Genomic DNA, 15078 nt, shown 5'->3' on the forward strand with positions numbered 1-15078 from the left:
TATAAAATTCTAGGAAACAAGAATTTCGAGGTGAATGCATAATGAATATGACAGTGAAAGAGCATCAAATAGATCAAAAAACGAAAATTAGTGTCAGCGGAGAAATCGATGTGTACTCCGCACCTGAGCTAAGAGAAACGCTCATGCCTAAAGCCGAGGCGGGAGAGCATCTTGAAATCTGTTTGAAGGATGTTACGTATATGGATAGTACAGGATTAGGTGTATTTGTTGGGCTGTTTAAAGCGGCTCAAAAAGCAGGTGGAACATTAAAGCTTGAGAACTTGTCAGATCGGCTTGTAAGGTTGTTTGAAATTACTGGACTAAAGGACATCATTGACATTTCTGCAAAGACAGAGGGTGGGGTACAATGAACGAATCAGTAGATCTAATCGAGATGAAAATCCCAGCGAAACCAGAATACGTAGGCATCATTCGCCTGACTCTTTCAGGCGTAGCAAGTCGAATGGGCTATGTTTACGAAGAGATTGAAGACTTAAAAATTGCCGTCAGTGAGGCTTGTACAAATGCAGTTCAGCATGCCTACAAAGGTGAACATGGCGAAGATGGAGAGGTAGCTGTTCGCTTTCTTGTCTACGAGGATCGTCTAGAAATCATTGTCGCGGACAAAGGCGGTAGCTTTGACTTTAAGCAAAAGCAGGAAGACCTAGGACCGTACACATCTGCTCATACGGTCGATCAATTGGCAGAAGGAGGTCTTGGTTTATACTTAATGCAAACATTGATGGATGAAGTCGAGGTGCAAGCAAACTCCGGAGTTACCGTTGCGATGACAAAGTTTTTAAACAGGGAGCGAGTTGACCATGACACAACCATCCAAAACTATGAAACTAACTAAAGATGAAGTGGATCGTCTCATCCAAAGCTATCAATCCAATCAAGATGAGCAGGCGCAGCTCACGCTGGTCGAATGCTATACAAACTTGGTCGATATGCTGGCAAAAAAATATTCCAAAGGAAAAAGCTTTCATGAAGATCTCAGACAAGTTGGAATGATTGGTTTACTCGGCGCTATTAAGCGATATGACCCGCTCGTCGGTAAATCATTTGAAGCCTTTGCCATTCCAACCATCATCGGAGAAATCAAACGCTTTTTACGAGATAAAACATGGAGTGTCCATGTACCAAGGCGAATCAAAGAGCTTGGACCAAGAATCAAGATGGCAGTTGATCATCTGACAACGGAGACGCAAAAGTCACCTAAAGTTCAAGAAATTGCAGAATACCTAGATGTCACAGAGGAAGAAGTACTGGAAACCATGGAGATGGGCAAAAGCTATCAAGCGCTGTCTGTTGACCAAGGCGTAGAGGCTGATTCTGAAGGAAGTACAGTCACCATTTTAGACGTTGTCGGCTCACAAGAAGAGGGCTACGAACGTGTAAACCAAAAAATGATGCTTGAGAGTGTGCTTCATGTTCTGACAGATCGAGAAAAAGAGATTATCAATCTGACTTATTTACAAAATAAGAGTCAGAAAGAAACAGGCGATTTACTCGGGATATCCCAAATGCATGTATCGAGACTGCAACGGAAGGCAGTTAAAAAGCTACGAGATGCATTATCAGAAGATGCGTCTATGGAGCTAGGGTAATGAAGCAGATTGAACAGCATGAGCATGTGAATGCTATTATCTATCAATCGAATAAAGAAGGGAAATCATGCTGCGGGGACAGTTTTTTTATTAAAGCAGATGATGAAGAACTAATTTGTGCTGTGGCAGACGGATTAGGCAGCGGTCAGTTCGCCAATGAATCATCTTCTTTAGTCAGCGAAATTGTCGAAGAATATGGACATGAGGATATGACGACCCTCATCGACAGATGCAATCAGGCTATGAAAAATAAACGCGGGGCCACAGTTGCGATCTTAAAGGTGAATTTTTCCCAGCAGCAATTTACCTATTGTTCGGTTGGTAATATTCGGTTTATCTTGAATGCCCCTTCTGGCGACTATATTTATCCACTTCCGACATCAGGATACTTATCAGGGAAACCTAGAAAATATAAAACTTACACCTATTCCTACGAAAAAGGATCGACATTCATTATGTATTCAGACGGACTGAATGTGCCAAACATGAGAATGTGTTTAAAGCATAGTCATTCAGTTGCAGACATTGCCAAACAGCTTGAAACATACACACAAGACAAGAAAGACGATCTCACCTATGTACTTGGTCAGCTCATGTAAAATAGCTGACCTTTTTTCTGTTTTGCCGGTTTTTTTGATACACTAAAAGAGAAGACACAGTGAGAGGATGCAAAGTATGAAGACATCTGACTTTTTATTGAAACAAATTGCAACAGAATTAAAGCTTTCAACAAAACAAATTGAAAGTGTCATCAAGCTCTTAGAGGATGGCAACACCGTCCCGTTTATTGCCCGTTACCGGAAAGAACAGACAGGCTCACTGGATGAGGTGCAAATTCAAACCATTTCAGAGCGCTATACATATATCCAAAATGTCATGAACCGAAAAGAAGAAGTCATTCGCTTAATCGCTGAACAAGACAAACTGACGGATGAATTAAAACAAAAAATTGAACAAGCTCATAAACTGCAAGAGGTCGAAGATTTATACCGGCCATTCAAACAAAAACGTAAAACAAAGGCGAATGTAGCCAAAGCAAAAGGGCTCGAGCCGCTGGCGGAATATGTACTCGTGCTGCCAAGCGATGAGATCGAGAAGAAGGCTGCTTCTTTTATCAACGAAGAAAAGGAAGTAAGAAGTGTAGACGAGGCACTTGAAGGCGCGCAGCACATCATTGCTGAACAGCTGGCTGATGATCCTGATATGCGGAAATGGATTCGCAGTGAAACGTACCAAAAGGGCAGTCTGGTCACATCAGGAAAAGACATCGAGAGCGATGAGAAAAACGTCTATGAAATGTATTACGATTATCAAGAGCCCATCAAAAAGATAGTGCCCCACCGTGTACTAGCGGTCAATCGTGGAGAGAAAGAAGGCATCTTAAAGGCAGCCATCGAACCACCTGCTGAAAATATTCGTTTCTATCTCGACAAGCAAGTCATAAAAGGCAAGCAGACGACGGCGAGACCGTTTATTGAAGCGGCAATTGATGATGCCTATAAGCGCCTCATTCAGCCTTCAATCGAACGAGAAATACGCAAAGAGCTGACAGAAAAGGCAGAAGAGCAAGCGATTCATATTTTTGCTGAAAACTTAAGAAAACTGCTTCTTCAGCCGCCGATGAAAGGGAAGCGTGTACTAGGAGTCGACCCTGCATTTCGTACAGGCTGTAAGTTAGCCGTCGTGGATGATACGGGCAAAGTCTATCATATTGGCGTCATTTACCCGCACCCGCCTGTGCAGAAAAAAGCGGAAGCCAAACAAAAAGTCAAAGAGATCATTCAATCATCAAACATTGAAGTCATTGCGATTGGAAATGGAACAGCCTCAAGAGAGACCGAACAATTCATCGCAGACCTGATTCAAGAGCTGGATCAGCCGGTGTCCTATTTAATCGTGAATGAAGCAGGAGCAAGTGTATACTCTGCGTCTGCACTGGCGCGAGAAGAGTTTCCAGACCTGCAAGTCGAAGAACGAAGCGCCATTTCCATCGCTCGAAGATTACAAGATCCTTTAGCAGAGCTTGTGAAAATTGATCCGAAGTCTGTCGGGGTGGGCCAATACCAGCATGACGTGAGCCAAAAGCAATTAAACAGCTCGTTAACCTTCGTGGTGGAGACTGTCGTCAACCAAGTCGGTGTGAACGTCAATACGGCCTCACAGGCGCTGCTGCAATATGTGTCAGGTCTTTCAAAAGCTGTCGCAGGAAATATCATCAAGCGCCGCGAAGAGATTGGGAGATTCACAAGCAGAAAAGAGCTCAAGGATATTCCAAGACTTGGTGCTAAGACTTATGAGCAGTGTATCGGCTTCCTCCGCATCGCAGACGGACAAGATCCACTTGATCGTACAGGCATTCACCCAGAGAGCTATAAAGAAACAAAACAATTCTTACGCATGATCAAGATGACGCCAGACGATCTTGGCACAGAGCAGTTAAAGGAGAAAATTGCAGAGGTCAAACTGGACGAAGCAGCAGAGCAGCTTGATATTGGTATCATTACACTTCAGGATATCATCGATCAGCTGACAAGACCTGAGCGTGATCCGCGCGATGAAGTCCCAAAACCTCTTTTGAAAACAGATGTGTTGAAATTGGAGGACTTGAAGCAAGGAATGGAGCTGCAAGGAACGGTGCGAAACGTCGTAGACTTCGGCGCATTCGTTGATATTGGTGTAAAGCAGGACGGGCTTGTACATATTTCAAAGCTAAGCAACCGTTTTGTGAAGCATCCGCTTGACGTTGTATCAGTTGGTGACATTGTAACTGTATGGGTGGACTCCGTTGACCAGGCAAAAGGCCGCGTTGCCCTCTCCATGCTGAAACCAGAGTAAACAAAAAACGAGGCGCACCTTAGGATGGGGTGTGCCTTGATGTGACTGAATGTTTTTTTCTGTAGAAGTACCAGCATTGATTCAGCAATTTGATTTGGTAATGATTTTTTTCAAAAAATGCCTTCTGCATCTGATTTTTCAGCCAGTTGGGCATCGCCCATTCCTCCTTTGATCGAAACAGTGGGTGTACCTTCAATGTATGCAAAGGGGAAATTGTCCCGTTCGAGGTTTTTATAGAAAGGAACGATCTTGATTGAAGGAGAGGGAGTTACAGCAGTTAACAGAGCATATTTCTGAGCAGTTCTTTGGTAAGGCATTCCGCCATCAAGCTGTTTTTAATGACCGTCTCAAAACGACAGGCGGAAGATATTTGCTTGGTTCACACAATATTGAGTTAAATCGCCGATATTTAGAGGAGCATGGAAGAGACGAATTGATCGGTATCATTAAGCATGAACTGTGTCATTATCATCTGCACCTTGAGGGAAAGGGCTATCAGCATCGTGACCGTTCCTTTAAAGAGTTATTAGAACAAGTAGGAGCCCCGCGTTTTTGTACACCGCTAAAGACGGTACAAAATAAACGGCGTGTACAGAAACGTCATGAATATGTCTGCACAGGATGCGGTCAGTATTTTATCAGGAAAAGACGATTTGATACCTCTCGCTATGTATGCGGCGTCTGCAAAGGAAAATTAAAATGGCAGCGTACAATCGATACAGAATGAAAAGCATTCCTTTATGGGATGCTTTTTTTTGTGTCCAATGGAACTGATCATCGTGATATGTAGGAGATGAAGTAGACATATTGAGACAAAAAGAGACGCAAGTCTCATTTTGTCTCTTTTTTGATCGGTGTGAATCGTTCAAAACCTAAGTTTTCAAGTGCCATGATGTTGGCACGTTTTTTGCTTGTATATAAGTGCAAGCAAAAAAAGATAGGAGGTTTTACCATATGGAAATGGCACTCACAAAAGAAAAAGCCGTTTGGATGTATCAAAAAATGCAGGAAATCCGCCAATTTGAAGATCAAGTACACACGCTTTTTACAAAAGGGATCTTACCAGGTTTTGTCCATCTTTATGCTGGCGAAGAAGCTGTTGCTGTAGGAGTCTGCGCTCATCTGAATGAACAAGACAGTATTACAAGTACACACCGCGGCCACGGCCATTGTATCGCTAAGGGCTGTGATCTAAAAGGAATGATGGCAGAAATCTATGGAAAAGCCACAGGTCTTTGTAAAGGAAAAGGTGGATCCATGCACATTGCAGATTTTGATAAAGGAATGCTCGGTGCCAACGGAATTGTTGGAGGCGGCTTTCCACTTGCGTGCGGGGCAGCCCTCACGGCTAAATATAAAAAGACAAACAATGTAAGCGTTTGCTTTTTTGGGGATGGTGCAAACAATCAAGGGACTTTTCACGAAGGAATCAATCTCGCCGCCATCTGGAAACTGCCTGTCATTTTCATCGCAGAAAACAATGGTTACGGGGAAGCGACGCCATTTTCCTATGCTTCAAGCTGCAAATCGATCGTGGATCGAGCCGCCAGTTATGGCATTCCGGGTATTCAAGTAGATGGAAAAGATGTGACAGCCGTTTATCAAGCAGCAGAACAAGCGATAGAACGAGCAAAAAATGGAGAAGGTCCGACATTGATTGAATGCATGACATATCGGAATTATGGACATTTTGAAGGAGATGCCCAGCGCTACAAAACAAATCAAGAAAAAGCAGAACACCAAGAAGAGAAAGATGCCATCGCTCTTTTTAAAAATGAATTATTAAAGAAGCAGCTGCTGACGAATCAGGAGATATCAAGTATTGAAGCGGCTGTAGCAGAAGCGATAGATGAAGCCGTTAGATTCAGTGAAGAAAGTGAATATCCAGATCATACCGAATTACTGACCGATGTGTATGTTTCGTATCAATAAATCAGAAAGGGGAGAGGAAAATGACAAGAGAAATCAGCATGTCTAGTGCTTTGAATGAAGCGATTAAACTGGCAATGAGAAGAGACGAAGATGTCATTTTAATGGGGGAAGATGTTGCGGGAGGCGCTCATGTAGATCACTTACAGGATGATGAAGCATGGGGCGGAGTTCTTGGAGTAACAAAAGGAATCGTACAGGAGTTTGGACGTGAGCGTGTCCTAGACACACCGATTAGTGAAGCTGGCTATGTAGGCGCGGCCATGGCAGCTGCTTCAACAGGGCTAAGACCAATTGCGGAGCTCATGTTTAATGATTTTATCGGTACTTGTCTGGACCAAGTGCTGAATCAAGGCGCAAAATTTCGATACATGTTTGGCGGAAAAGCAGAGGTGCCGATCACGATTAGAACGACACATGGGGCGGGTTTTAGAGCAGCTGCCCAGCATTCGCAAAGTTTGTATGCGCTATTTACAAGCATCCCTGGATTGAAAGTAGTTGTGCCTTCTTCACCTTATGATGCCAAAGGGCTGCTGCTGGCAGCCATCGAGGATCAGGACCCTGTCATCTTTTTTGAAGACAAGACGCTTTACAATATCACAGGAGATGTGCCGGAGAGGTATTACACATTGCCGCTTGGTAAAGCAGATGTGAAGAGAGAGGGTTCTGATGTAACCATCTTTGCAGTAGGCAAACAAGTGCATACAGCACTCGAAGCGGCAGAAGAGTTAGCTGCTCAAGGTATTGAAGCGGAAGTGATTGATCCAAGAAGCTTGTCGCCGCTCGATGAAGAGGCCATTCTGACTTCGGTAGAAAAAACAAATCGGCTTGTCATTGTGGATGAAGCAAATCCAAGGTGCGGAATTGCCGCAGATATCTCTTCTTTGATTGCAGATAAAGGATTCGATTTACTTGACGCTCCAATCAAAAAAGTGACGGCTCCTCATACACCAGTACCATTTTCACCACCTCTTGAAGATATATATCTGCCGACACCTGATAAGATTGTGAACACCGTATTAGAGATGATTGGCAAGAGTCATGACAAGATCTTGAACTAAAGAAAGGAGAGAGGGAGATGGCTGTCGAAGTTGTGATGCCTAAATTGGGTATGTCGATGAAAGAAGGAACGGTATCTGTCTGGAATAAGGAGGTCGGTGAGACCGTAAATAAAGGGGAAAGCATTGCAAGCATCAACTCCGAAAAAATTGAAATGGAGATCGAATCACCTGCTGAAGGAACCATATTGGATATAAAAGTGTCTGAGGGAGAAGGTGTACCGCCTGGCACGGTCATTTGCTATATCGGTGAAGGAAATGAACAGGTGGAGGAAAAGAAAGAAAGAGACGTCCAGTCAAAACCAAAGAAAGAGAGAAAGAAAATCTCCCCTGTTGCTCGTAAAATTGCGAATAGCGTAAACCTAGACATTGATACGCTGGTGGGGACAGGACCGGGGGGAAGAATTACGAAAGCGGATGTGCTTCATGCGCTTCCAGAACGGGCAGAGAAAAAACAAAATGAGACAGAGCATCAACCTGTTAACACGATGCGGAAAACAATTGCCTCAAGAATGATGGAAAGCCTGCAAACAAGTGCACAATTAACCATTACGATGAAAGCGGACGTGACAAAACTTACAAACTTACAACAACAGCTTAATGAAACAGCCATAGCCCGTCACGATACAAAATTGACCATGACCGATTTTGTAGCCAAAGCAACGATCCTTTCATTACTCGAACACCCTGCGATGAACAGTCAATATCAAAATGAAAGAGTGGAAACTTTTGAGTATGTTCATCTTGGGATAGCTGCTGCTTTAGAAAACGGCTTAGCTGTGCCAGTTATTCGACATGCGGAGAGACTAGCGCTCATTGAGCTAGCGAAGACCATCAAATTGTATGGCAAAAAAGCACGTGAAGGCAAACTTCTTCACGATGAAATCGAAGGCTCTACCTTTACGATCACTAACCTAGGTGCATATGGTGTAGAGCATTTCACTCCGATTTTGAATCCGCCGGAAGCCGGTATCCTTGGCGTCGGAACAATGTATGAAACCCCTGTTTATCGAGAGGATGAATTGTGCAAAGGGACCATCCTGCCACTCAGTCTTACGTTTGATCACCGCGTGCTGGACGGAGCGCCGGCATCCGCATTTTTATCAACGGTCAAAGCATATTTAGAAGAACCAATATCCATTCTTTTATAGGAAGAAGGTGAAAGTATCATGACACTGGTCATTATAGGAGGCGGACCAGCAGGTTATGTGGCGGCCATAACAGCCGCCCGTTTTGGCAGGAAGGTTGTGTTAATTGATCAAGGTCAGCTGGGGGGTACCTGCCTCAATGAAGGCTGTATTCCGACGAAAGCACTTTTGCATAGCGCCGAAATGTTTGAGCATGTGAAATCGGCTGTACATTTTGGAATTGAGCTTCCAGAACATGAGCCTATCATCCAATGGGATGCCGTCCAAAAACGGAAACAGTCTGTCGTCAAACAGCTGACTGATGGCGTTCGCTACTTGATGAATAAAAACAAAATCAGCGTGGTGAATGGGAAGGCGTCATTTCTATCGGCACACGAGCTATTGGTAGAAAGTGAAGGGAAGTCTGAAATCATTCAAGCAAAACAAATCATTATTGCATCAGGGGCAGCGCCTGCTGCTTTACCTTTTGCACCTTTTGATGGGGAATGGATCATTCACAGCAAGGATGCCATGTCACTTTCTTCGATACCAGATTCGCTTTGTATTATTGGGGGAGGGGTGATCGGCTGTGAGTTTGCAAGCATATTTAGCAGAATGGGGACAAAAGTTGTCATGGTTGAGCGGGCAGTGCACATTTTACCTGAAGAAGATTGTGATATAGCACAATGTCTTCACGAGCAACTCGAAGAAACGGGTGTAGACATTTTGACGTCCGCCGCAGTCAAACAGCTTGATTCTTCTTCAAGAAAAGTAGTGGTAGAGAAAAATCAAGGAGAGCAGTGTGAAATCCAGTCTGATCGTTGCTTAGTGGCAATTGGCAGAACTCCGCAGCTTGGAGAGTTGAATCTTGATCAGGTCGGCATTGAATTTGACAGAAACGGAATCTACGTCAATGAACATATGCAAACCAATCTCCCACATATCTATGCGTGCGGTGATGTGACAGGTGGGGTCCAGCTTGCTCATACTGCTTTTCATGAAGGAACGGTTGCGGCATCCCATGCATCAGGTGAACATGTAAAAGTCAATGAACAAGTGATTCCAAGATGCCTCTACACCTCTCCAGAAATCGCCAGTGTTGGTTTAAATGAAGAGAGTGCTAGAAAACAATATGAGGAGATTCGGATAGGGACATGTGCATTTTCTGCAAATGGAAAAGCGTTAATATTAAATCAACCAGCCGGTCAAGTAAAGGTCATTGTAGAACCGCAATATCAAGAAATTTTAGGTGTATCAATCATTGGACCGAATGCAACAGAACTGATTGGACAAGCGGCGGTGATGATGCATACAGAGCTGACCGCTGATACATTAGAGCAGTTTATTGCGGCACATCCGACACTTTCAGAGGCGATACACGAAGCCTTGCTGCAAACAATGGGACGAGCGGTGCACTGCTGAAAAAGACTCTATTTCTATCCGATTGACTTCTTGGGTTAGCCAATGTTAATTGAAAGCGCTTTTATAATTATCTATAATGAATAAAAAGCCCCCAGAGGAGAGGATGGAATGAATCCGACGCCTTGTTATTTAAATACGTGGAAACGTTTTGTTCGTGAAGGTTTGCTTGATCAGTCTCGTCTGAATAAGAGAGTGATGGAATCATGGCACAGGTGTAAACAGGCAAATGTTAATCCGTATTTAGATAAAGGACAGTCGTTGTTAGAAAAGGAATTATTCAGTGCCCAAAAAAAGAAATACTCATTATTCCTCAATGCTGCTCTTCCTTACTTAAATAAAATCAGTCAGCAATTAAAAGAATCTGACATGCTGGCCTTACTTATCGATGCAGACGGTTATGTGCTAAGTCTGACAGGAAGCGAAAGAACGATGTTGGAAGCAAGAAAAATTAATTTTATGGAGGGGTCGCGCTGGACCGAAACAGATGTAGGGACGAACGCTATTGGAACGGCACTCGTCATCGGGGAAGCTGTGACGATCAACGGAACTGAGCATTTTTCTGTCGCCTCTCACCATTGGAGTTGTTCAGCCGCTCCTATTCGTGATGCAGACGGTACGATCATAGGGGTGATTGATATCTCCTGTATGGCGGATAACAAGCACCCTTTTATGCTTGGAATGGCTTCAACGGTTGCTTATGCCATAGAGAGAGAAATTCAAGTCCAGCAAAAAAGGAGAGAGATGGAGCTGATCACTCATTGTCTCCAGCAGGTGGAAGCAGACGAACCGTATGTGGTCTGTAATGAAAAAAAGCAAATTGTTTCTGCAAGCCGGTCGATTAGAGAACGATTTTCTGACTGGTACGGAATGGAAGTCGAGCGGCTTAAGGGTCATCCATTTGTTATCCGGGGAACGCAGATCATTCAATCAGAGCAAGATGGAAAGATGCTGGGCATGTCCCTTTCCCTTGAAGAAGCAGCGAAAAGCAGCATCACCGTTTCCTTTGCTCAATTTCCCGGGGAATCTGGAACAAGTAAGGTGTTTCAACAGACGCTCAGTGAGATGAAGAGAGCGGCACAAACAGATGCCAATGTATATATTTGGGGCGAAACAGGTACAGGGAAGGAACTGGCCGCTAGAGCTATTCACTCAGCCAGTGAAAGGCATAGAGGACCGTTTATTCCTGTTAATTGCGGAGCCATTCCTGAAAGCCTGTTAGAAAGCGAATTATTCGGCTATGCTGAAGGGGCTTTTACAGGGGCAAAACGTCACGGAGCTAAAGGGAAATTTGAACAAGCTCATAAAGGAACACTCTTTTTAGACGAAATTGGCGAAATCCCATATGCGATGCAAGTAGCACTTCTTCGGGTGATAGAAGAAAGGAAAGTCGTTCCGCTCGGCGGGACACACGAAATCCCTTTGGATATTCGAATCATTACAGCAACACACCGTAATATGAACGAACTGATGAAGGAAGGAAAAATACGAGAAGACTTGTATTACCGTCTTCATGTCTATCCAATCAACATCCCGCCGCTTAGAGAAAGAAAAGAAGACATTCATGATTTATATCGTTATTACCAAAAGAAGCACCACTGGAACGCGGCGTTTCCTGAATCATTTTTTCAGACATTGCAGGAATACCACTGGCCGGGAAACATACGAGAGCTTTTTAATCTGTTTGAACATCTAAGGGTCCTCTTTCCGAAAGGCGGATGGATTGGTGAATCGCAATATGCTTCAGTATTAGAGACGATTGATCAGAAAAAGCAGAAGCTGCATCCAGCAGAGTGTACCGAGATTCCAAAAGAACTCACGTTTAGGGAGCGCATTCAAAAGCAAACAGTGATAGAAGCACTGCATAAAACAAAAGGTCATGTGTCAGAAGCAGCGAAGTTAGCAGGGGTGCCAAGAAGTACTTTTTATAAGTGGATGCGAAAGTTTAAGCTGTCTTAGTCTCCTGAGGAAGGCTGCATCAAGGCCCTTGGTCTACGTGAAGAGGTCGGGGGCTTTCTGCCAAGTTAAACAAATGGCATGGAAAAAGGCTTGACTGTTATATTAGTATATGTTAAATTATAAAAGCCGTCGCAAATGGGCCAGGAATGAAACGCTTAAAAATTCTTGACACATTTTTCTGGCATATATATAATGAAACATGTCTTATTATTCCGCAGTAGCTCAGTGGTAGAGCTATCGGCTGTTAACCGATCGGTCGTAGGTTCGAGTCCTACCTGCGGAGCCATAATGGAGAAGTACTCAAGTGGCTGAAGAGGCGCCCCTGCTAAGGGTGTAGGTCGCGTAAGCGGCGCGAGGGTTCAAATCCCTCCTTCTCCGCCATTATTGTATGGCCCGTTGGTCAAGCGGTTAAGACACCGCCCTTTCACGGCGGTAACACGGGTTCGAATCCCGTACGGGTCATGTTTTGTTTTTTGATTCGTTGGGCTATAGCCAAGCGGTAAGGCAACGGACTTTGACTCCGTCATGCGTTGGTTCGAATCCAGCTAGCCCAGCCATTTTTTATATATGTTTTTCTGCATAGCAGATGAGCCATTAGCTCAGTTGGTAGAGCATCTGACTTTTAATCAGAGGGTCGAAGGTTCGAGTCCTTCATGGCTCACCATTGTCACGCGGGTGTGGCGGAATTGGCAGACGCGCTAGACTTAGGATCTAGTGTCTTTATGACGTGGGGGTTCAAGTCCCTTCACCCGCATTGTTTTTTCAAACAGTGCACTTATGAATATATGAGCACATCATACACGCGGTCGTGGCGGAATGGCAGACGCGCTAGGTTGAGGGCCTAGTGGGTGAATAACCCGTGGAGGTTCAAGTCCTCTCGGCCGCATCCCAATAATACCAAGGGTTTAACCACCTTTGGTATTATTTTTTTGTGCAGAAAATACAGCTATGGGAGAAGACTTGCTTACGAATATTGCTAGTAAAGTAGTAACGGTTTTTTTCATAATATCTTTTAGCATAATCAAACGCTATGTCATAGGATTTAGATCTAGTATATCCTACTGAAAGAGTTATAGTCTCTGATTAATTTGGAAACAAACTTATATGTACCTCCAATAGCTAGTCTTGGTACTGGTGAAAAGACGATCTATATTTTAGCGGCTAAAGTCCTGAATGCATCAGCAAATTGAGTTGATCTCAATGCATCTAAAGCCAAGCCTGATAACGCCGCAAATGGGGCACGCATTTTACAAGAAACTAGCGGCCATTTTATCCTGAAATGATGGCTTATTTTTTATCAAGTAAATTTATGATGCGTTTTCCTCGTCCACCTCCAGCTTCTAAGGAATGATGAGCTTTGGCAACATCAGATAAAAAATAAATGCTATCAATAACTGGTCTGACCTTGTTGGAATCTACATAAGATGCTAATTCTTTTAGAAGTTCATTTTTGGGATTTGCACTGAATGTGCGAACTCTACGAGAACCGAAAGTAGTTGAAGCTAATATATATATTAAGGACGAAAAACTAGGAAATCCAATAGTAACCATTCTACCGTTCTTTGCAAGCAAGCGCCTATAATGTTTGAGGTCAGTTCCCACTGTGTCCATGACTACATCAAACTTTTTAAGATCAGTAGGAGATGTTTTTTTATAATCAAATACTTCGTCTGCACCTAGCTCTTGAAGAAAAGTAAGATGTTTTTCGTTTGCAAGAGCAGTTACATGAGCACCCAACATTTTGCCAATTTGAATCGCAATGCTTCCGACTCCTCCACTTGCACCACGTACAAGTAACTTTTCGCCTTTTCTAAGTTTAGTTTTATATTTTAAAGCAATAATTGCAGTAGCACCTACGCCAGGCAATGCCGCAGCTTGTAAGAGATCAACCTTTGTAGGAATTTTAGATATTTTCTCAGGTGATATAGCTACATATTCAGCGGCACTACCAATTTGGCTCCTTAATTTCATAGGAAGAACTCCCCACACTCTATCACCTAATTGATAATTTTTTACGTTCGATCCTACCTCAACAACCTCACCAGAAAAGTCTGCCCCTGTTCCTTTAGGGAATTGATTACCCGTTAATAGTTTCATCTTGCCTGATCGAAATAGCGTATCCATAGAGTTTACACTCGACCCATGTACACGAATGAGTACTTCTCCAGTTTCTATAACAGGTTTTGATATAGAATCTTCAAAAAGAACATTCGGTGATCCATATTTAGTATATTGTGCAGCACGCATCTTTTCATTTTTCATTTACTCACTCCATTTCCTAGAAAAAGTATGAACTTGAAGGGTTTTAAAATCAATTTAGCTCTCTAATACATGGGTGACATGGTTTACATATTTGATTATAATAAATGGAATTGATTTAACAAGTACTCAATATAAACTGACTAAGTAAGGAAAAACTGACTAAGGAGTGGATAAAATATGACTGAAAGTGAGCTAAATAAAGCGATAGCTCCAGCAAGTTATGCCTTAAATATATTAGCGGGAAAATGGAATTTAAAAATCTTAGCTGTACTATGTAGTTACAATGATATTCGATATAATGAGTTAAAGCGTAAAGTGTATGGAATTACAGGAACAATGCTCAATCAATCATTAAAGGATCTGATTGAAAACGGAATTGTTCAACGAGTTCAGTATAATGAAGTTCCATCAAGAGTAGAATATTCATTGACTGGGGCAGGACTAGAGCTGATCCCTATATTTGAACAACTTCTTTTATGGGGCGAAAACCAATTAGAAAAATCAAAATCAAAATAAAATGAATATAAAAAGAAAACTAGATTATCCAAGGGTAACTTTTGCAGTGCTTGATATGGCTGGCCACAACCTGCAAATTGAACAACCCGATGTATTTAACTCATTAGTCCATAACTGGTTAAACAGACTTGAGGCGGAAAATGTTAAGTAGTTTTTCTCTAAATGACTGTCCACTCATCTTAAGTAAGTGGACGTTTTTGTTTGAGAATAATATTTTTATATAATGCAGTCCAATCATCCCCATACCGTTTGAAAGGTTTTTTTTGCTATCCATCGAAATGCTTCAACTATTAGTAAGATTTATATGTTTTCTACCGATTTGACCTATGTTAAAAAAGTCTAACTAAACAATCATAAGGCGGG

General features: G+C 42.9%; 14 protein-coding genes, 7 tRNA genes and 1 pseudogene. 20 read left to right on the forward strand and 2 right to left on the reverse strand.

What is annotated here, in order from left to right; all coding sequences use genetic code 11:
* Positions 1–41 precede the first annotated feature (41 nt).
* From C6Y06_RS14765 to C6Y06_RS14785, 5 genes are all read left to right on the forward strand, one after another.
* The gene (locus C6Y06_RS14765; RefSeq protein WP_060595594.1) at positions 42–371 is read left to right on the forward strand and encodes an anti-sigma factor antagonist; all 330 of its coding nucleotides are present in this window, start codon (positions 42–44) and stop codon (positions 369–371) included.
* Positions 368–856 carry an anti-sigma B factor RsbW gene (gene rsbW / locus C6Y06_RS14770; RefSeq protein WP_060595595.1) on the forward strand — a complete coding sequence of 163 codons (489 nt, stop codon included), beginning with the start codon at positions 368–370 and terminating at the stop codon, positions 854–856. Before C6Y06_RS14765 ends, rsbW begins: the two co-directional genes overlap by 4 nt.
* On the forward strand, positions 822–1610 hold the full coding sequence (gene sigB / locus C6Y06_RS14775; protein WP_012009000.1) for an RNA polymerase sigma factor SigB: 789 nt from the start codon (positions 822–824) through the stop codon (positions 1608–1610). Before rsbW ends, sigB begins: the two co-directional genes overlap by 35 nt.
* Positions 1610–2209: a PP2C family serine/threonine-protein phosphatase gene (locus C6Y06_RS14780; protein WP_034663944.1), complete on the forward strand. Its 600-nt coding sequence runs from the start codon at positions 1610–1612 to the stop codon at positions 2207–2209. Before sigB ends, C6Y06_RS14780 begins: the two co-directional genes overlap by 1 nt.
* A 76-nt stretch (positions 2210–2285) precedes the next feature.
* Positions 2286–4445 (forward strand): Tex family protein, encoded by a 2160-nt coding sequence (locus C6Y06_RS14785; protein ID WP_106037126.1) that lies wholly within the window; start codon positions 2286–2288, stop codon positions 4443–4445.
* Positions 4446–4464: 19 nt separating this feature from the next.
* On the opposite strand, the gene cmpA is transcribed toward C6Y06_RS14785, so the two are convergent.
* On the reverse strand, positions 4465–4599 hold the full coding sequence (cmpA, locus tag C6Y06_RS14790; protein WP_095286213.1) for a cortex morphogenetic protein CmpA: 135 nt from the start codon (positions 4597–4599) through the stop codon (positions 4465–4467).
* A 99-nt stretch (positions 4600–4698) separates the two neighbouring features.
* On the opposite strand from cmpA, the gene C6Y06_RS14795 reads away from it, so the two are divergent.
* The 13 genes from C6Y06_RS14795 to C6Y06_RS14855 all read left to right on the forward strand — a co-directional run bounded on the left by C6Y06_RS14795 (position 4699) and on the right by C6Y06_RS14855 (position 12823).
* Positions 4699–5172: a SprT family protein gene (locus C6Y06_RS14795; protein ID WP_106037127.1), complete on the forward strand. Its 474-nt coding sequence runs from the start codon at positions 4699–4701 to the stop codon at positions 5170–5172.
* A 227-nt stretch (positions 5173–5399) separates the two neighbouring features.
* Positions 5400–6377, forward strand: coding sequence for a thiamine pyrophosphate-dependent dehydrogenase E1 component subunit alpha (locus tag C6Y06_RS14800; protein WP_060595598.1), 978 nt, complete (start codon positions 5400–5402; stop codon positions 6375–6377).
* 20 nt (positions 6378–6397) lie between these two features.
* The gene (locus C6Y06_RS14805) at positions 6398–7435 is read left to right on the forward strand and encodes an alpha-ketoacid dehydrogenase subunit beta (protein WP_066031289.1); all 1038 of its coding nucleotides are present in this window, start codon (positions 6398–6400) and stop codon (positions 7433–7435) included.
* 17 nt (positions 7436–7452) lie between these two features.
* Entirely contained in the window at positions 7453–8583 is a 1131-nt protein-coding gene (locus C6Y06_RS14810) for a dihydrolipoamide acetyltransferase family protein (protein ID WP_106037128.1), read from the forward strand.
* An 18-nt stretch (positions 8584–8601) separates the two neighbouring features.
* On the forward strand, positions 8602–9981 hold the full coding sequence (lpdA, locus tag C6Y06_RS14815) for a dihydrolipoyl dehydrogenase (protein WP_106037129.1): 1380 nt from the start codon (positions 8602–8604) through the stop codon (positions 9979–9981).
* 108 nt (positions 9982–10089) lie between these two features.
* Entirely contained in the window at positions 10090–11937 is a 1848-nt protein-coding gene (locus C6Y06_RS14820) for a sigma-54-dependent Fis family transcriptional regulator (RefSeq protein ID WP_106037130.1), read from the forward strand.
* A gap of 211 nt (positions 11938–12148) precedes the next feature.
* A tRNA-Asn gene (locus C6Y06_RS14825) sits at positions 12149–12223 on the forward strand.
* Between the two features lie 4 nt (positions 12224–12227).
* Positions 12228–12318, forward strand: a tRNA-Ser gene (locus C6Y06_RS14830).
* A gap of 9 nt (positions 12319–12327) precedes the next feature.
* Positions 12328–12399 (forward strand) — tRNA-Glu (locus C6Y06_RS14835).
* A 20-nt stretch (positions 12400–12419) separates the two neighbouring features.
* Positions 12420–12494, forward strand: a tRNA-Gln gene (locus tag C6Y06_RS14840).
* A 31-nt stretch (positions 12495–12525) separates the two neighbouring features.
* Positions 12526–12601: transfer RNA gene (locus C6Y06_RS14845), tRNA-Lys, on the forward strand.
* 7 nt (positions 12602–12608) lie between these two features.
* Positions 12609–12691: transfer RNA gene (locus tag C6Y06_RS14850), tRNA-Leu, on the forward strand.
* Between the two features lie 48 nt (positions 12692–12739).
* Positions 12740–12823, forward strand: a tRNA-Leu gene (locus tag C6Y06_RS14855).
* A gap of 401 nt (positions 12824–13224) precedes the next feature.
* On the opposite strand, the gene C6Y06_RS14860 is transcribed toward C6Y06_RS14855, so the two are convergent.
* Positions 13225–14199: an NAD(P)-dependent alcohol dehydrogenase gene (locus tag C6Y06_RS14860; RefSeq protein WP_106037131.1), complete on the reverse strand. Its 975-nt coding sequence runs from the start codon at positions 14197–14199 to the stop codon at positions 13225–13227.
* A 177-nt stretch (positions 14200–14376) separates the two neighbouring features.
* Here C6Y06_RS14860 and C6Y06_RS14865 point away from each other — a divergent pair, with 177 nt between their 5' ends.
* Both C6Y06_RS14865 and C6Y06_RS20345 read left to right on the forward strand, forming a co-directional pair.
* Positions 14377–14715, forward strand: coding sequence for a winged helix-turn-helix transcriptional regulator (locus C6Y06_RS14865; RefSeq protein ID WP_066031279.1), 339 nt, complete (start codon positions 14377–14379; stop codon positions 14713–14715).
* Positions 14716–14737: 22 nt separating this feature from the next.
* A pseudogene (locus C6Y06_RS20345) lies at positions 14738–14866 on the forward strand (alpha/beta fold hydrolase); the annotation flags it as partial.
* Positions 14867–15078: the final 212 nt, after the last annotated feature.

It is taken from the genome of Bacillus sp. MZGC1 (assembly GCF_002998605.1).
In the GTDB taxonomy this organism is placed as follows: domain Bacteria; phylum Bacillota; class Bacilli; order Bacillales; family Bacillaceae; genus Bacillus.